Genomic DNA, 17,795 nt, shown 5'->3' with positions numbered 1-17,795 from the left:
CCCACTTTTCTTGTATTTTCGATTGACAAAAGCATTGAACTGGATTACTTTTAACTCATCCAATTGTTGAGGTGATGGCTATGTGGCAACTTAAAAAAGAACAAAATGTTCCCATTTATCGGAGTATTATGGAAATGATTGTTCAAAAGATTCAAACAGGCGAATTATTACCAGGTGAAAAAATCCCTTCGGAACGTAAACTGGCAGAATACTTGTCTGTCAATCGTTCAACCGTTGTTCATGCATTAGATGAACTGGTGGACTTAGGCTGGATTGTGCGAAAAAGAGGGAGCGGAACGATCGTCAACGAAGGAAAATGGGGGGTAATGATGACGCCACGAACGGATTGGCATCGTTATTTAGAACAAAATGTGTTCAAACAAGTTCATCCCTTGGTGGCAGAGATTGAGTTACGAGCTAAACAAAATTTACCAACTGACTTAGATATGTATACAGGTGAGTTGCCGTTAGACTTAATTCCCAGTTTCGATTTTCCAGCATTAAATTGGAAACAATTTTTAAAAGAGGAAGCACAAGATGAATTAGGTTATTTGCCGTTAAGAAAAGAAATCCAAGCCATTACAGCAACGGAATATCAGCTTCATTTACCAAGTGAAAGTTTATTGCTTACTTCAGGTGCGCAACAAGCACTTTTTTTAGTTTTGCAAGTTTTATTGAGACAAGGAGATAGTGTTGCCGTAGAAGATCCATCTTTCTTCTATGCCTTACCAATTTTCCAAGCTGCTGGTGTGCGCTTATTTGGTGTGCCCATGACAGAGGAAGGGATTGATCTTGAAGCGCTAGAACAAACAATTCGACAACATCGCATCAAAATGGTTATGGTTAATCCTTCCTTTCAAAATCCCACTGGGACAGTGATGCCTTTGAGAAAAAGAGAACAGCTTGTGAAAGTCTGTCAAACGTATCAAGTTCCTATTTTAGAAGATGATGTTTTTGGGCAGTTAAGTTTTATCCCGAAAACAGAAATTCCTCCTTTAAAAAAATTAGATCCAGATAATGTCTTGTATATCGGTTCGTTGTCAAAAATTTTAGGTTCGACCACGAAAATTGGTTGGTTAAGTGCGCCCGCCTCCGTGACGAAACAAATTGCAGAAGCCAGAAAAATGATGGATGTATCGTTGAGTATTTTTCCGCAGATGCTCGCTAAAATGGCGATTGAAGATCCTTCTTTTTCTGAAAAAATTACGTTATTAAATAAACAAGTGGAACAACGAGCAACAGCTGTATATCAAGTGTTTAAATCGTTGCCAGAATGGGAAGTTTCGCCAGTAAAAGGTGGTTTTTATTTATGGGCACATTGGCGTCAAGGGGTGCTTAAGCCAGAAGATTGGCAAGTATTTTTACGAGAAGGTGTTTTGGTAGCGCCAAGTGTAGCTTTTAGTGAAAAACGTGGAAGTATTCGCTTGAACTGTTCCCGGATTTCACCAGAAGAAATGCCTCTTTTTTATGAGCGAATGGTACGGATTACACGACAGCTTTCTGAAAATAGACAAACAAAAATAGAACAGTAAGTAAGATTTTTCTTATAAAAATCATTTGCTGAGAGAAAACGCTACAACTTCCCTTTTCTAAACGAATATCCAATGCTATACTTAAAAAGTAAAAACAAAAAAACAAATGAGGTGTTTTCCATGTCTTGGGAACAAGTTTACCAACAATGGTTAAATGAAGAAAATATTCCAGAAAATTTAAAAAATGAATTAAAGGACTTAAATACAGACCCTGAAAAATGTGAAGATGCATTTTACGCACCATTAGAATTTGGGACTGCCGGGATGCGCGGGATTTTAGGCGCCGGTATTAATCGGATGAATATCTTTACAGTTCGTCAAGCGACAGAAGGGCTTGCACGTTTTATGGATACGCAAGATCCTGAAACAAAACGTCGCGGTGTAGCTATTGCCTATGATTCACGTCATATGTCTCCAGAATTTGCAATGGAAGCAGCTAAAACATTAGCTAAACATGATATTCCTTCTTTTGTGTTTGAAAGCTTACGACCAACACCAGAATTATCTTTTGCGGTCCGTTACTTTAAAGCTTTTGCGGGAATCATGATTACGGCTTCTCACAATCCAGCTGCTTATAATGGCTACAAAGTCTATGGTGAAGACGGTGGTCAAATGCCGCCAGCTGATGCTGATGCATTAACTAAATATGTTCGTAGTATCGAAAATCCTTTGAAAATTGATGTCTTATCAGATGAAGAAGTTGCCCACAGCGGTTTAATTAACATTATCGGTGAAGAAGTCGATAACGCATATTTGAAAGAAATTAAAACAGTTACGATTAATCAAGAATTAATTAACGAAATGGGTAAAGAATTAAAATTAGTTTACACTCCCTTACATGGAACTGGGAAAATGTTAGGAGAAAAGGCATTAAAACAAGCCGGTTTTGAAAAATTTGTTTTAGTACCTGAGCAAGCCATTGCTGATCCTGATTTTACTACAGTTAAGTCACCAAACCCTGAAGAACATTCAGCTTTTGAATACGCGATTCGTTTAGGGGAAAAAGAAGGCGCTGATTTATTGATTGCAACAGATCCAGATGCTGATCGTTTAGGCGCTGCTGTGCGGATGCCAAACGGCGAATACCAAGTATTAACAGGAAATCAATTAGGCTCAATTATGATTCATTATATTTTAGAAGCCCATCAACAAGCAGGCACGTTGCCTGAAAATGCTGCGGTTCTAAAATCAATCGTTTCTAGTGAACTTGCTACAGCGATTGCTGAGAAATATAATACGAAGATGTTTAATGTTTTAACAGGTTTCAAATTTATTGCGGAAAAAATTCAACAATACGAAGAAGACCACAGTCAAACGTTTATGTTTGGTTTTGAAGAAAGTTATGGTTACTTAGTGAAACCTTTTGTTCGTGATAAAGATGCGATTCAAACGTTAGTTTTATTAGCGGAAGTAGCGGCCTTTTATAAAAAACAAGGAAAAACGTTATACGATGGCTTACAAGATATCTTTGAAGAATTTGGTTACTTTGAAGAAAAAACCATTTCAGTAACAATGAGTGGAATTGAAGGAAGCGGTAAAATCAAAGCTTTAATGGCAAAATGTCGGGAACAAGCGCCAACTGAGTTTGCCGGGATTCAAGTTGCTCAAACGGAAGACTTTAAAGAATTAACACGTACTTTTGCAGATGGTCAAACAGAACAATTACAAACGCCTCCTTCTGATGTGCTGAAATATCATTTAGAAGATGGCAGTTGGATTGCTATCCGACCATCAGGAACAGAACCAAAAATTAAATTCTATCTAGCGACAAAAGCAACAAGTAGTTCAGAAGCTTCTGAAAAAATTGCTGCGTTTGAAGCAGTCGTTAATGAATTAACAAAATAAAATAAACGAAATAGGCTGTACGAATGTTAGTGTTTGTGTCAAAATTCAATTAGCTTTTGACACAAACACTTTATTTAACTAAGGAGGGAATGCTATGAAAATTGGCTTTATCGGTGCTGGCAGTATGGGCGGTGCCATGATTAAAGGGTTACTGAAAGCTGAGGCAGTCAAGAAGGAACATTTATATGTGAAAGGCGGCTCAAGTGGAACAGCAGAAGCACTTCAAAAAGAGTGGGGCTTTCAACTTGTCACAGATTATGCACTTTTCCAAGAGTGTAAGGTTATTTTTATTGCGACAGGAGCAAAGGTCGTGTTACCTGTCCTTCAGGAATTAGCTCCTCATTTTTCCAACGAAAGTCTATTGATTTCTGTTGCAACAGGTCATACCATACAAGAAGCACAAATGGCCCTTGGCAATAAAGAAGCCAAAGTTGTTCATGCCATTCCTAATACACCAGTTAGCGTGAATCAAGGCGTGCTTGGTGTAGCCTTAGCACCAACAATTGAAGGCCAAACGAAGGAACTGGTAATGGAACTTCTTGCTACTTTAGGGTTAGTCAAAGAAATTCGCGAAGCGCAACTGGAAACTTTTGGCACTGTGGCTGGTTGCAGTCCAGCTTTTGTTGATATCTTTATGGAAGCATTGGGAGATGCAGCAGTCTTAGAAGGGTTACCAAGGGACTTATCTTATGAAATTGTCGCTCAAATGATAAAAGGAACGGCGACCTTAGCCTTAGACACGAAAAAACACCCAGGAGCATTGAAAGATGAAGTGACTTCTCCAGGAGGAAGTACGATTCGCGGTGTCGTAGCTCTAGAAAAAAATGGCTTCCGTTATGCCGTGATGGATGCAGTTCAGCAAGCCAACCACGAATAGATGAAGAAAGTTGGAAAATCGACAAGTTTGTCATTTTTCCAACTTTCTTTGTGCCATATTTTTCGTAGGAAAGAACAATCGCAGTTCTTATTTTAAAAAACTCTGTGTTATAATGAGTGCAAAGTGAGGCGACTATAATGAAACAAATGGAAGAAATCAAACAAGTAAGTCAATTATATAAAGTATTAAGTGATCCAACACGTTTAAGAATTTTGCTACTTTTAAAAGAAGGCGAGCATAACGTAACGGCGATTAGTGAACAATTGGGAATGGAACAGTCCGCCGTTTCTCATCAATTAAAATTATTAAGAGATAGCCGGGTTGTCAAGGCACGTCGCGAAGGAAAAACGATTTTTTATACATTGGATGATCATCATGTAATAGATATTTTAAATCAGACCTTTGAGCATATTGAACATCGATAAAAAGTAGGAAAAAAAGCGTAACTAGAATAGCGCTGTTGATGGAGGTAAAAATGAAGGATACCTTAAAGATCGGGTTACTAGGATTAGGGACTGTAGGCACTGGCGTTTTAACTCTCTTGAAAGAACATCAAGAGAAAATTTCACAAGTGACAGGAATGAATGTAGTCATTGAAAAAGCATTTGTCCGAAATCTTGAAACGAAACAAGTGCAAGCGGAAGAATACGGTCTTTCTTTGACAACTTCAATTGATGATATTTTAGAAGATAAAGAGATTCAAATCGTTGTGGAATTAATGGGAACCATTGAACCAGCCAAAACGTATATCATGAAAGCTTTAGAAAAGGGCAAACATATTGTGACTGCCAATAAAGATTTACTGGCGCAACATGGGAGTGAATTAGTAGCGTTAGCCCAAAAACATCATTGTGATTTATATTACGAAGCAAGTGTTGCTGGCGGGATTCCAATTTTAAGAACAATTGCTAATAGCTTAGCGGCAGACAATATTCAAAAAGTTTTAGGGATTGTGAACGGTACGACGAATTATATGCTTACGCAAATGGTTTCTGCTGATAAAAGTTATGAAGAAGCTTTAGCAGAAGCGCAAGCGTTGGGATTTGCTGAAGCGGATCCGACAAATGATGTCGATGGAATTGACGCAGCCTATAAAATGGTTATTTTAAGTCAATTTGCTTTTGGGATGAATGTTTCATTACCACAAGTTGATATTCGTGGAATTCGCGGATTGTCTTTAGATGATGTCGCCATGGCTAAACAACTGGGATATGAAATCAAATTGATTGGCTCTGCTGAACAAAATGAGCATAGTATCTCGGTGGAAGTGGCGCCTATGCTAGTCAATCAAAAGCATCCTATTGCATCTGTTCGGAATGAGTACAATGCAGTATTTATAAAAAGTGCAGGTGTGGGCGAATCAATGTATTACGGTCCAGGAGCTGGCGCTAAACCGACAGCAACCAGTGTTGTCAGTGATTTAATTACGATTGCTAAAAACATTCGCTTGGCAACGACTGGCCATATGTTCAATTCGTATCAACATAAAACCCAATTGACGAGTTCCGAAAATGTATTTGGGCAGTACTATTTTTCATTAGATGTTCCAGATACACCAGGACAATTTTTGCAGTTGACGCAATTAATGACTAAAGCAGAAGTCAGCTTTGATCAATTAGTTCAACAGAAATCAGATGGACAGCGAGCAAGAATTGTTGCCATTACGCACCAGATATCAAAAGCACAAATGCAACAAGTTGTGACAGCTATTCAAAATACGGAAGCCTTTCAGTTATTGAATGTAATGAAGGTTATAGGAGATGAGTAAACATGTATGAAGGTTTGTTAAAACAGTATCAAGCGTATTTGCCAGTAACAGAAAAAACACCAATGATTTCTTTAGCCGAAGGAAATACGCCACTGATTCCTTTACCTAATTTATCCAAAGAATTAGGTATTCAATTATATGGAAAATACGAAGGCTTAAATCCCACTGGCTCATTCAAAGATCGCGGGATGGTGATGGCTGTAGCAAAAGCGGTAGAAGAAGGTGCCAAAGCGATTGTTTGTGCTTCTACAGGAAATACTAGTGCTGCCGCTGCTGCGTATGCCACACGAGCAGGCATTAAAGCGTATGTAGTGATTCCAGAAGGTAAAATCGCACTGGGAAAATTAGCGCAAGCTATTATGTATGGGGCGGACATTATTTCGATTCCAGGTAACTTTGATGAAGCATTAAAAGCGGTGCGAGAAATTGCGAAAACTGAGGCAGTTGCGCTAGTTAATTCAGTGAATCCTTATCGTTTAGAAGGGCAAAAGACAGCAGCTTTTGAAGTTTGTGAACAATTGGGTCAAGCGCCTGATGTTTTAGCGATTCCAGTTGGAAATGCCGGCAATATTTCCGCTTACTGGAAAGGCTTTAAAGAATGGCATGAAAAACAAGGAACAACTTTACCAAGAATGCATGGTTTTGAAGCAGAAGGTGCCGCGGCAATCGTGAAAGGCCAAGTGATTGAGCAACCTGAAACCGTGGCAACAGCGATTCGGATTGGAAATCCTGCTAGTTGGCAATTAGCAGAACAGGCACGCGATGAATCGGGTGGTTTCATTGATCCCGTGACAGATCAAGAAATTTTAACGGCTTACCGAAAAATTGCTGCTCAAGATGGGGTTTTCATTGAACCTGGTTCGGCTGCCTCATTAGCTGGAGTTATTCAACACGTTAAAAGCGGTAAAATCAAAGCAGGTGAAACCGTCGTGGCAGTCTTTACTGGTAACGGACTAAAAGATCCTGATACAGCAATGGAGACAGAAGTAGCTATTTCAAAAATGAGTGACGTGGAAGAAATGCGTCTGCACTTACGAAAAGGAGTCGCAACACTATGAAAATAAGAGTACCTGCCACTAGTGCCAACTTAGGACCTGGCTTTGATTCATGTGGCATTGCATTATCCGCTTATTTAACAATCAACGTTTTAGGTGAAAGTGAATTTTGGGAAATTCAACATTCTTTGGGAGAAGAGATTCCTACTAATGAAGAGAATTTATTAATTCAAACGGCATTGAAAATTGCACCAGAATTGACACCAAAAGTTATTCGGATGGTTTCTGACATTCCCCTTGCAAGAGGCCTAGGCAGTAGCTCAAGTGTGATTGTAGCAGGCATTGAATTAGCTAATCGACTAGCACATTTAAATTTGTCGCCTAAAGAAAAAGTCCGTTTAGCCACAGAGATGGAAGGCCATCCAGATAATGTTGCCCCAGCTATTTTAGGGGATTTCGTGGTGGCTAGCCATGTAGAAAATCAAGTCTACCATGTCAAACATCACTTTCCAATGTGTGATGTCATTGGTTTTATTCCAGAGGAAACGTTATTTACCGAAAAAAGTCGCGCTGTTTTGCCAGAAAAATTGGCTTATAAAGAGGCGGTCGCGGCCAGTTCAATTGCCAATGTTATGATTGCCGCAATTTTAAACGGGGATTTACCTTTAGCAGGCAAAATGATGGAACAAGATAAATGGCATGAAACGTATCGGCGTTCCTTGGTTCCTCATTTAAAAGAAATTCGTCGTTTAACTCAGCAAAAAGGTGCTTATGGCTCTTTCTTAAGCGGAGCTGGTCCCACTGTTCTGATCTTGTCGCCAGAAGAACGAACCAACGAAATTGTTCAAAGCTTGGAAAAATTATCTACCAAAGCGAGCATCCAAATTTTCAATATTGATCAAGAAGGCGTTCAAGTCTTTTAAAAAAACGAGAAAAAATCACTAGTGATTTTTTCTCGTTTTTATTAATCCTCGGATGTTTCCGTGGAATAATAACTATGATCTTCTAAGTTCAAAGCATTAAGAATCATTGAGGCAGTTTCTTCAATTGAAAGAGAAGCGACATCAATAACGATACAACCTAATTTTTGGTAAAGGTCATTAGCAAAAGCCAGTTCTCGCCGAATTTTTTCAATATCTGAATAAGAAGTATTTTCAGGTAAACCATATGCGCGCATTCGTTCTTTACGAATACCGTTTAAAACATTGGGATCGTTGGTTAAGCCAACAATTTTTTTAGGGTCCATTTCGAATAATTGTTTTGGTAAATGTGCTTCAGGAATTAGTGGCAAATTAGCAACTTTTAAGTTCTTGTTGGCTAAAAAGAGACTTAGTGGTGTTTTAGAAGTTCGGGAAACGCCAAGAAGTAACACATCCGCTTCTAAAAAGCCTCGTGGGTCCTTGCCATCGTCATATTTGACAGCAAATTCCATCGCTTCAATTCGTTTAAAATAATTTTCATTCAGATGATGTAAGGCACCTGGTTCCCGCATGGGTGCAACACCTGTTAAACGTTCGATTTCCGCAACTGGTGGTGTCAAAATGTCAAAATGAAACAATTGATGCTCATTGAAAAATTGATTAGCAATCGCCACGAGATGATCATTAATAATAGTATGCAGTACCATGGCCTCTGCTTTTTTGGCATCTTCTAACGCTTGCACTAGTTTATCTTCGTCTTTAACGAATGTTCGTCTAATCAAAGTAAAATCAACAGTGGGGTACTGAGCCATTGAGGCAGCCGCCAATTTTGAAGCGGTCTCGCCAGCAGAATCTGAGATGACAAAAATCGTCACACATTTTTTTTCTTCAGAAATAGTCATAGAGGGTAAGTCCTTTCTTGCATTTTTAATAATTTTATTATACCATAAGTCCAGAATCTATTTCGTAATCATTCTGATTTAGGTTGGTGAGGGAGGAAATGGCGATGGCACCAGTAAAGACTAATATTGAGCAAGCCTTAGAAACCATGAAAGCCAGTGGATTAAAATATACCAAAAAACGAGAATTGCTGATGAGTTATTTGATTAAGCGAAATCGCTATGTTTCTGCACGTGAAGTGTATGAATTTATGAATGAAACCTTTAAAGGAGTCAGTTATGATACGGTTTATCGCAATTTACATGACTTTGAGCGCTTAGAATTACTGGAAAAAACAGAATTAAATGGCGAGCAAAAGTTTCGCTTCCGTTGTTGCCAAGAGGTGGAACATCATCATCACTTTATTTGTACGGTTTGTGGCAAAACGGAAGAAATTCACATGTGTCCGATGAATTTTTTTGAAGAACAGTTAAAAGGTTGTTCAATTGAAGGACATCGCTTTGAAATACTTGGTCGTTGTGCCGATTGTTGCGAAAAATAGCGAATAAGACGAAAAATCAAACAAAAATTTCGTATTTTATCAGTAGAGTGGTTGACGGTTATTTATGCTTTAGCTATAATATAACAAGGACAGTATTTTAATTTGTGGGTTTTTCCCACAAATAAGAAAAACGGTTACTTTTTAAGCTCGGAGGGAGGGAATAACATGTCAAAAACAGTCGTTCGTAAAAACGAATCTCTTGATGATGCTCTTCGTCGCTTCAAACGTTCCGTTTCAAAAGCGGGTACTTTACAAGAATCACGTAAACGTGAATTCTACGAAAAACCAAGTGTAAAGCGTAAGAAAAAATCTGAAGCAGCTAGAAAACGTAAAAAATTCTAGTTTTGAATGAATTGGAGTTGGTGGTATGTCATTGCTAACCACATTGAATGACGACATTAAAACAGCGATGAAAGCTAAAGACAAAGAAACTTTAGCCGTACTTCGTATGTTAAAGACTGCCATTCAAAATGATCAGATTAAAGCGGGCCGTGAATTGAACGGAGAAGAAGAACTCACTGTATTGTCTCGTGAGATGAAACAGAGAAAAGATTCTTTATCAGAGTTTGAAAAGGCGGGACGCGACGATCTTGTTGAAAAAGTAAAAGTTGAAATAGCAATTGTTGAAAAATATATGCCTCAACAACTAACAGAGGAAGAAATTCGTCAACTAGTTCAAGAGGTAATGACGCAAACTGGCGCCACTTCACCAAAAGATTTTGGTAAAGTGATGGGCGCTATGATGCCGAAAGTCAAAGGCAAAGCCGATGGCAACCAAGTTAACGCAATTGTGAAAGAATTATTACAAGAAAACTAAGAGCGTTATCGAAACTAGGACAGGATACTGTCCTAGTTTTTTTATGCAAAGAGAAAACCAGTAGCTTTTTACGGTTTTCTCTTTTTTGACTTTCAAAGTCAAATCAGGTACGACTTCTTTTTAAACAGATAAGAATGTGGTATCATTGTAAAGGACTATATAATAAAGGAGATGGACGTTTTTTGACAGATAATCAGTCAAAATCTTTGGAATTAATACTTACTGATTCTGATGATGCACACATGCTTTTAGGAACACATGATAAACATATCAAATTTTTAGAAGAGAATACCCACGTAACGATTAATAGTCGTGGCGAAGTTATTCAGTTAATTGGCGAATCATCAGAGGTAGAGTTAGTCGCTTCCGTGTTAAGAGCGCTACAAACATTAATTCAACGAGGCATTAAAGTGCATACGCCAGATGTCGTTTCTGCTTTAAAAATGGCCAAAGCTGGAAATTTAGAGGCGTTTATTGCCATGTATGAAGAAGAAATTATGAAGGACCATCATGGTCGGGCGATCCGAATTAAGAATGTTGGTCAAAAAAAATATATCGATGCAGTTAAAACTCATGACGTCATTTTCGGGGTGGGACCTGCGGGGACAGGAAAAACCTTTTTAGCCGTGGTGATGGCAGTAGCAGCCTTAAAAAAAGGCGAAGTACAAAAAATTATTTTAACTCGTCCAGCGGTGGAAGCTGGCGAAAGCTTGGGCTTTTTACCAGGTGACTTAAAAGAAAAAGTCGATCCTTATTTACGTCCAGTTTACGATGCCTTGTATCAAATTTTTGGTATGGATCATACAAATCGTTTAATGGAACGCGGCGTTATTGAAATTGCCCCGCTTGCTTATATGCGTGGTCGTACATTGGATGATGCTTTTGTCATTTTAGACGAAGCACAAAATACCACGGTTGCCCAAATGAAAATGTTTTTAACTCGTTTAGGGTTTAGTTCAAAAATGATTGTTAATGGAGATACTAGTCAGATTGACTTGCCACGTGGTGTAACAAGTGGTTTAGTTAACGCCGAGCGTACGTTAAAAGACATTGAAAAAATTGCCTTTGTAAATTTTGAAGCCAGTGACGTTGTGCGTCATCCGGTTGTAGCACAAATTATTCAAGCCTATGAAAAAGAACAACAAAAGCATTCCTAAGCAGTTAGGGAAGGAGTGAAAGTCCCTTTTGAAAAAAGTACTTACAAAGTTAGGGGATCGTTTAGGTAAGGCCTATTTACCTATTTTATTAGCCGTTTTTTCTCTTCTTTTATTTATGATTATGTTTGGCAGTGTCCATCAGAAAAGAGTAGAAATTAAAGAAGGTCAACTGGCCGAGAAAACCATTCGTGCAAATAAAAATATCGAGAATACCTACGAAACAGAACAAAGAAAAAAATTGGCAGCAGAAGCTGTCACACCCGAATATATTTATCAAGAAGATACGGCATCTGTCCAACATAATCGTATTGATAAATTATTTAAATTGATTGATTCTGCGAATGAAAAAGTAGACAAAGAATACAACAATAAGCAAGCGAAGGCCAAAAAGGAAGAAACGATTCCTGCGCCGACCGTAGAAGAACGAGTAGCTAGCTTAAAGTCATTGTTTGAATCTTTACCGCAAGATGAAGTTACGTTTTATCAAAGTTTTCCTAATGTTTTTTATCAAACAATCTTTACATTAACCTCTGAGCAATTGGATAAGGTTCGTTCAGAAAGTTTGATGTTGGTGGATGACGCAATGCAAAATCACGTTCGAGAATCTGATTTGGATAAAATTCGCCAAGAAGCTAACGGTAAAATTCAATACTTAGATATTACGAGTACCATGCAACAAGTCATTCGTTACATTGTTAATCAAGGGATTGTGGTAAACGATATTGCCAATGAAAAACGAACAGAAGAGCTACGCCAAAAAGCGATGAATGCTGTTCAACCCGCCATGATTTATCAAGGCGAAATTATTGTTCGTGAAGGGACTCAAATTGATGCAAAAGCGGTCGAAAAACTTGAGTTACTAGGAATGACTAGTCAAAATACGTCTATTTTTCCGATGGTGGCATTAGCATTAGCTATTTTACTTCAAGTTGAAGTGTTGATTTTCTTTACAAAACAAGTGACTGAGCCTTCGCGACAACGCTCGTTTATTATCTTTTACACAGGTGCTATGCTAATCAGTGTTATTTTAATGAAATTCTTCCAGATTTTCCAAACAGAGCAGTTGATGTATATTCCCTTGTTCTATCCGGCAGCCTTTGCACCGCTGATTCTAAATCATTTTGTGAATCGTCGTTCAGGGATAATCGCTGCCATTTTCCAAGTCGTTTTTGCGTTATTTATCTTTTATAATTCTATTGGCACAAACTCGTTGACGGTTATTCTGATTATGTACTTATTCTCAGGATTTCTAGCAACAGTTGTTAAACGGAAACGGATGAGTGAGCAAGTTTTCCCAGCGTTAATGTGGGTAGTTGTCTTTCCTGTTTTCATGGCGGTTGTCTTAATGATTTATCAAGGGATGAGTTTAACAGATGGTAAAACGTGGACGGCTTTAATTTGTGCAGGTGCAGGAACGGTCCTTTCATTTTTAGCAACAATGGGCTTGCATCCATATATCGAATTATTAGTGACCGATGATAGTATGATTGTCTTGAATGAATTAAGTAATCCGAACCATCCGTTGTTAAAACAACTGTTAGAAGAAGCGCCAGGTACCTATCATCATAGCATGATGGTGGCTAGTTTGAGCGCTAACGCTGTTGCTGAGATTGGCGGTCGGTCGCTATTAACACGAGTTGCTTGTTATTACCATGACATTGGCAAAATTAAACACGCAAATTTCTTTGTGGAAAACTTACCTGCTGGAGCAGAAAATCCACATAACTTTTTATTACCAGAAGATAGTAAACAAATTATTTTTGGCCACGTAATTGATGGCGCCAAAATTTTAGAAGAGTACAATATGCCGCAAATGGTTATTGACATTTGTCGTCAACATCATGGCACAACATTGATGAAATTTTTCTATGTGAAAGCAAAAGAACGCAATCCTGAAATTAAAGAATCAGACTTCCGTTATCCTGGACCACGTCCACAAACACGAGAAGCAGGGATTGTTAGTATTGCTGATACTTGTGAGGCTGCTGTGCGGGCGATGGATCATCCGACCAACGAAAAAATTCAAGCCTTTGTGCATAATGTGATTCAAGATAGAATTTCAGATGGCCAATTAGATGAATGCGGGTTAACGATGAAAGAGATTCGCATCATTGAAAAATCATTAATTAATGGATTATGCAGTACCTTCCATTCACGGATTAAGTATCCAAAAATGAAAGCTGAAGCAGAAGAAATGAAAGATGAACAAGAAAAGAGAGATGACTAATGGATATTACTTTCATTGATGAAACCGAGAAAGTACCAACAGAAGAAATCAAAGAAATCGAAAACTTGCTGCAATTTGCAGCGGGTTTTCTAGAAATTGCCGAAGATACGGAGATGTCGGTGACTTTTACAGATAACGCAGGTATCCAAGTGATTAATCGTGACTATCGGGGCAAAGATATGCCTACAGATGTCATCAGTTTTGCTTTAGAGGATGAAGGGGAAGACGAATTGCCAATTATTTTTGATGATGAAGAAATGGCAGAGCTACCACGGAATCTAGGTGATTTAATTATTTCAACAGAGCGAGCAGCAGAACAAGCAGTTGAATATGGGCACACATTGGAGCGAGAAATGGGCTTTTTGGCAGTACATGGCTTTTTACATTTGAATGGATACGATCATATGGAACCTGAAGATGAAAAAGAAATGTTTGGTTTACAGAAAGAGATTTTAGATGCGTATGGCCTTAAAAGATGAGCAAACAGGAAAAAATAAACATTTTATTCATTCATTAGAATTTGCCTGGCAAGGAATCAAAACAGTTTTTCGAGAAGAACGTAATATGCGCAAACATGTGGCGTTTGGCGTCACTGCGATTGTGTTTGGTTTCTTGTTTTCCTTAACACTTGCTGAATGGCTGTGGTTGTTATTGGCCGTTTTTCTTGTCTGGTTGGCAGAAATTATCAATACAATTTTTGAAAATGTCGTAGATATGTTTACGGATTTTCACTTTCATCCAATCGGAAAAAAAGTTAAAGACATGGCCGCAGGAGCTGTTTTATTAACAGCCGGTTTCGCAGTGCTAGTAGGACTAATTCTATTTGTACCAAAAATTTTACAAATCATTCAAATGTGGAAATAAGAGGAGAAATACAATGACAACTGAACATAAATCTGGTTTCGTAGCCATTGTCGGCAGACCAAATGTTGGAAAATCAACATTGTTAAATCGAATTGTCGGCCAAAAAATTGCAATTATGAGTGACAAAGCACAAACAACTCGTAATAAGATTCAAGGAATTTATACAATTCCTGAAGCACAAATTGTTTTTATCGATACTCCAGGGATTCACAAACCTAAACACCGCTTAGGCGATTTCATGGTGGAAAGTGCCTACAATGCGATGCGTGAAGTAGATGCTACTTTATTTATGGTAAGTGCTGATCAAAAACGCGGGAAAGGTGACGACTTTATTATTGAACGATTGAAAAATAATAATAGTCCAGTCTACTTGATTATCAATAAAATTGACAAAGTCCATCCAGATGATTTATTGAGTATTATTGAAGACTATTCGAAACAAATGGACTTTAAAGAAATTATTCCCATTTCTGCTACTGAAGGAAATAATTTTGAGCATTTGATGGATGTTCTCGTTGAGCAAATGCCAGAAGGACCTCAGTATTTCCCTGATGACCAAATTACAGATCATCCAGAATATTTTATCGTTTCCGAATTAATTCGTGAAAAAGTGTTACTTTTAACAAGAGATGAGATTCCTCATTCTGTCGCTGTCGTTGTGGACTCAATGAAACGGGATGAAAACGATAAAGTCCATGTCCAAGCAACCATTATTGTGGAACGGGACAGTCAAAAAGGCATCATCATTGGCAAAGGCGGAAAAATGCTGAAACAAATTGGTACCAAGGCGCGTCAAGATATTGAATATTTATTAGATGACAAAGTGTATTTGGAGTTGTGGGTAAAAGTCCAAAAAGACTGGCGTGACAAAAAAATCTATTTACAAGATTTCGGTTATCGCAAAGAAGAATATTAAGAAAGTAGTGTTTGGGAAGCGAGTGTATAAATGAACTTCCCAAACACTACACTAATTTACATAAGAAATGGAAGTGAATTGAATGGCATTAGGGGAGACTAAAGGTATTATTTTATTTACGAAGGATTTTAAAGAGAAGGATAAACTCGTCAAAATTTTTACAGAATCCTATGGAAAATTGATGTTTTTTGTGAAAGGCGCGCATCGAAAAAATAATCCTCTTTTGCCAGCGATCCTGCCATTTACAGAAGCCGTCTACATCGGAAATTTTAGAGAAGAAGGCTTATCTTTTCTCAATAGCAGTAAAGAAGTTCAACCTTTTCGAAACATTCAACAAGATATATTTATTAACGCGTATGGAACATATATTTTAAACTTAGTCGATGCAGCAATTGAAGATCAGCACTATGATCCGAACTTATTTCAATTTACCCACATGGCATTATCCGCTTTAAATGAGCATAAAGATCCGGAAATCATTACAAATATTTTTGAAATTCAATTGTTAGAACGGTTTGGTGTACGACCAGAATGGCATCATTGTGTGGCTTGTGGCGAAACACAAGGGAAATTTGATTATTCCTCAAAATATAGCGGTGTGCTTTGTGAAAAACATTGGCATTTAGATGAACAGCGCTACCATGCAGATCCTAGAGCGATTCATTTTATTCGCTTATTTTCGCAAGTCTCCTATGAAAAAGTCCAAAACATTCAAGTAAAAGAAGAAACTAAGAAGAGTATTCGAGAAACGATTGATATGTTATACGATGAATATGTTGGTTTGCACTTAAAAAGCAAAAAATTTATTGATCAAATGAAAACGTGGGAAAATACGTTAAAAATTCCACCACGAAAGAAGGAAGAAAAAGAAACATAAACAAGCAGTCATTTTTCTAAAAAAAATTTGACAACTTCCCTCAGACACCGTATTATGATAGAGAAGTTAAATACGTACGAAGAAAAAGAGAAGTAAAAAGAACCCTCTGTTAAGCGAATCTGGGAGAGTGGGAGCCAGAAACACGGAACTTTTGAAAGGCACTTTGGAGTACGACAAACGAAGCTGCCGATGAACGCATCGGAAGTAGGGTGGAACCGCGATAATTATTCGTCCCTATGTCTATTAATAGGCATGGGGACTTTTTGCATGTTCCTCACTGCGACTGACACAAAGTGTCAGAGCAGATGTGGAACAGCACAAGGTGACCAAAGGGAACGTTGTAACCGAATAAAAAAAAGCAAACAGTTAACACCAAAAGAAAAAATAGTAACGTTTATTCAAAAAAGCTCAATTGGCGCAAAAGTGTCAGAGCAGATGTGGAACAGCACAAGGTGACCAAAGGGAACGTTGTCTCCTCTATTTTAAAACAAACTGTTTAGCCAAAAACATGGAGCAGATGTGGAACGTTGTAACCGAATAAAAATGACCCCATTCTACAAAATTGTTTCTCTGTAGCCCTTTTTAAATTTACATTCCCGAAGCAAAGCCAATCCCTATGTCTATAAAAAATATTCCAAGGAGGAAAACAATGAAAAACAAGTTAACCGTACAAGAAATGATTTTAACCTTGCAAAAATTTTGGTCATCTAATGGCTGTATGTTAATGCAAGCCTATGATACAGAAAAGGGAGCCGGTACTATGAGTCCTTACACGTTTTTACGTGCCATTGGACCTGAACCATGGAACGCTGCCTACGTAGAACCTTCTCGTCGTCCAGCTGATGGACGCTATGGTGAAAATCCGAACCGTCTATACCAACATCATCAATTCCAAGTTGTAATGAAGCCTTCTCCTGAAAATATCCAAGAACTTTATCTAGAAAGTTTGAAATTATTAGGAATTGATCCATTAGAACATGACATTCGTTTTGTAGAAGATAACTGGGAAAATCCTTCAATGGGTTGTGCTGGTTTAGGTTGGGAAGTTTGGCTAGATGGCATGGAAATTACTCAATTTACGTATTTCCAACAAGTTGGCGGCTTACAATGTCATCCTGTCACTTCTGAAATTACTTACGGGTTAGAACGCCTGGCATCATACATCCAAGAAGTCGAAAGTGTCTATGATTTAGAATGGACACAAGGCGTTAAATATGGTGAAATTTTTGTCCAACCTGAATATGAGCATTCAAAATATTCCTTTGAAATTAGTAACCAAGAAATGCTTTTAGAAAACTTTGACAAATTTGAAAAAGAAGCTAAACGCTGTATTGAAGAAAGCTTAGTTCATCCAGCCTATGATTATATTTTAAAATGTAGCCATACATTCAATTTATTAGATGCTCGCGGTGCCGTCTCTGTAACAGAACGTGCAGGATATTTAGCCCGCATTCGGAATATGGCTCGTTCCGTAGCGAAAATTTTTGTGGCTGAACGTGAAAAATTAGGGTTCCCATTATTAAATAAAGATCAAAGTGTATCCAAGGAGGCAGAATAAC

The 17,795-nt window shown here is 38.0% G+C and carries 18 protein-coding genes; 17 read left to right on the top strand and 1 reads right to left on the bottom strand.

Going from position 1 to position 17,795, the window contains the following annotated elements:
* The first annotated feature begins 80 nt into the window (after positions 1 to 80).
* The 7 genes from IGI87_RS09660 (at position 81) to thrB (ending at position 7,940) form a co-directional block, all read left to right on the top strand.
* A complete protein-coding gene (locus tag IGI87_RS09660) occupies positions 81 to 1,532 on the top strand; it encodes a PLP-dependent aminotransferase family protein (protein WP_438736841.1) in 1,452 nt (483 codons plus the stop codon).
* A gap of 120 nt (positions 1,533 to 1,652) precedes the next feature.
* Positions 1,653 to 3,377, top strand: coding sequence for a phospho-sugar mutase (locus IGI87_RS09655; RefSeq protein ID WP_438736840.1), 1,725 nt, complete (start codon positions 1,653 to 1,655; stop codon positions 3,375 to 3,377).
* A 94-nt stretch (positions 3,378 to 3,471) separates the two neighbouring features.
* Positions 3,472 to 4,254 (top strand): pyrroline-5-carboxylate reductase, encoded by a 783-nt coding sequence (proC, locus tag IGI87_RS09650; protein WP_438736838.1) that lies wholly within the window; start codon positions 3,472 to 3,474, stop codon positions 4,252 to 4,254.
* A gap of 116 nt (positions 4,255 to 4,370) precedes the next feature.
* On the top strand, positions 4,371 to 4,679 hold the full coding sequence (locus IGI87_RS09645) for an ArsR/SmtB family transcription factor (protein WP_002356730.1): 309 nt from the start codon (positions 4,371 to 4,373) through the stop codon (positions 4,677 to 4,679).
* Positions 4,680 to 4,729: 50 nt separating this feature from the next.
* Positions 4,730 to 6,022 carry a homoserine dehydrogenase gene (locus tag IGI87_RS09640; protein ID WP_438736836.1) on the top strand — a complete coding sequence of 431 codons (1,293 nt, stop codon included), beginning with the start codon at positions 4,730 to 4,732 and terminating at the stop codon, positions 6,020 to 6,022.
* 2 nt (positions 6,023 to 6,024) lie between these two features.
* Positions 6,025 to 7,080: a threonine synthase gene (thrC, locus tag IGI87_RS09635; RefSeq protein ID WP_113794412.1), complete on the top strand. Its 1,056-nt coding sequence runs from the start codon at positions 6,025 to 6,027 to the stop codon at positions 7,078 to 7,080.
* The gene (gene thrB / locus IGI87_RS09630) at positions 7,077 to 7,940 is read left to right on the top strand and encodes a homoserine kinase (protein WP_438736834.1); all 864 of its coding nucleotides are present in this window, start codon (positions 7,077 to 7,079) and stop codon (positions 7,938 to 7,940) included. The genes thrC and thrB overlap by 4 nt, the downstream gene beginning before the upstream one ends.
* A 41-nt stretch (positions 7,941 to 7,981) precedes the next feature.
* On the opposite strand, the gene IGI87_RS09625 is transcribed toward thrB, so the two are convergent.
* On the bottom strand, positions 7,982 to 8,839 hold the full coding sequence (locus tag IGI87_RS09625) for a pyruvate, water dikinase regulatory protein (protein ID WP_002382760.1): 858 nt from the start codon (positions 8,837 to 8,839) through the stop codon (positions 7,982 to 7,984).
* 98 nt (positions 8,840 to 8,937) lie between these two features.
* On the opposite strand from IGI87_RS09625, the gene IGI87_RS09620 reads away from it, so the two are divergent.
* From IGI87_RS09620 to glyQ, 10 genes are all read left to right on the top strand, one after another.
* Complete coding sequence (locus IGI87_RS09620) at positions 8,938 to 9,378, top strand: Fur family transcriptional regulator (protein WP_002387080.1); 441 nt, start codon at positions 8,938 to 8,940, stop codon at positions 9,376 to 9,378.
* A 165-nt stretch (positions 9,379 to 9,543) separates the two neighbouring features.
* Complete coding sequence (gene rpsU, locus IGI87_RS09615; protein WP_002356740.1) at positions 9,544 to 9,720, top strand: 30S ribosomal protein S21; 177 nt, start codon at positions 9,544 to 9,546, stop codon at positions 9,718 to 9,720.
* A 25-nt stretch (positions 9,721 to 9,745) separates the two neighbouring features.
* Positions 9,746 to 10,195 (top strand): GatB/YqeY domain-containing protein, encoded by a 450-nt coding sequence (locus IGI87_RS09610; RefSeq protein ID WP_002356741.1) that lies wholly within the window; start codon positions 9,746 to 9,748, stop codon positions 10,193 to 10,195.
* Between the two features lie 242 nt (positions 10,196 to 10,437).
* Positions 10,438 to 11,352 (top strand): PhoH family protein, encoded by a 915-nt coding sequence (locus IGI87_RS09605; protein WP_369810298.1) that lies wholly within the window; start codon positions 10,438 to 10,440, stop codon positions 11,350 to 11,352.
* Between the two features lie 28 nt (positions 11,353 to 11,380).
* On the top strand, positions 11,381 to 13,579 hold the full coding sequence (locus IGI87_RS09600; RefSeq protein WP_317095077.1) for an HD family phosphohydrolase: 2,199 nt from the start codon (positions 11,381 to 11,383) through the stop codon (positions 13,577 to 13,579).
* Complete coding sequence (ybeY, locus tag IGI87_RS09595; RefSeq protein ID WP_104854773.1) at positions 13,579 to 14,058, top strand: rRNA maturation RNase YbeY; 480 nt, start codon at positions 13,579 to 13,581, stop codon at positions 14,056 to 14,058. The genes IGI87_RS09600 and ybeY overlap by 1 nt, the downstream gene beginning before the upstream one ends.
* Positions 14,042 to 14,443 carry a diacylglycerol kinase family protein gene (locus IGI87_RS09590; RefSeq protein WP_174108292.1) on the top strand — a complete coding sequence of 134 codons (402 nt, stop codon included), beginning with the start codon at positions 14,042 to 14,044 and terminating at the stop codon, positions 14,441 to 14,443. The genes ybeY and IGI87_RS09590 overlap by 17 nt, the downstream gene beginning before the upstream one ends.
* A gap of 13 nt (positions 14,444 to 14,456) precedes the next feature.
* Positions 14,457 to 15,359, top strand: coding sequence for a GTPase Era (gene era, locus IGI87_RS09585; RefSeq protein ID WP_002359745.1), 903 nt, complete (start codon positions 14,457 to 14,459; stop codon positions 15,357 to 15,359).
* Between the two features lie 82 nt (positions 15,360 to 15,441).
* On the top strand, positions 15,442 to 16,236 hold the full coding sequence (recO, locus tag IGI87_RS09580; protein ID WP_104854771.1) for a DNA repair protein RecO: 795 nt from the start codon (positions 15,442 to 15,444) through the stop codon (positions 16,234 to 16,236).
* Between the two features lie 649 nt (positions 16,237 to 16,885).
* Positions 16,886 to 17,794, top strand: coding sequence for a glycine--tRNA ligase subunit alpha (glyQ, locus tag IGI87_RS09575; protein WP_002379669.1), 909 nt, complete (start codon positions 16,886 to 16,888; stop codon positions 17,792 to 17,794).
* Position 17,795: the final 1 nt, after the last annotated feature.

The sequence above is a fragment of the Enterococcus sp. DIV1444a genome, assembly GCF_051712125.1.
Classification (GTDB): Bacteria; Bacillota; Bacilli; order Lactobacillales; family Enterococcaceae; genus Enterococcus; species Enterococcus faecalis.
The sequence above is the reverse complement of the archived record's forward strand: the minus strand, read 5'-3'. Positions and strand labels throughout refer to the sequence as shown.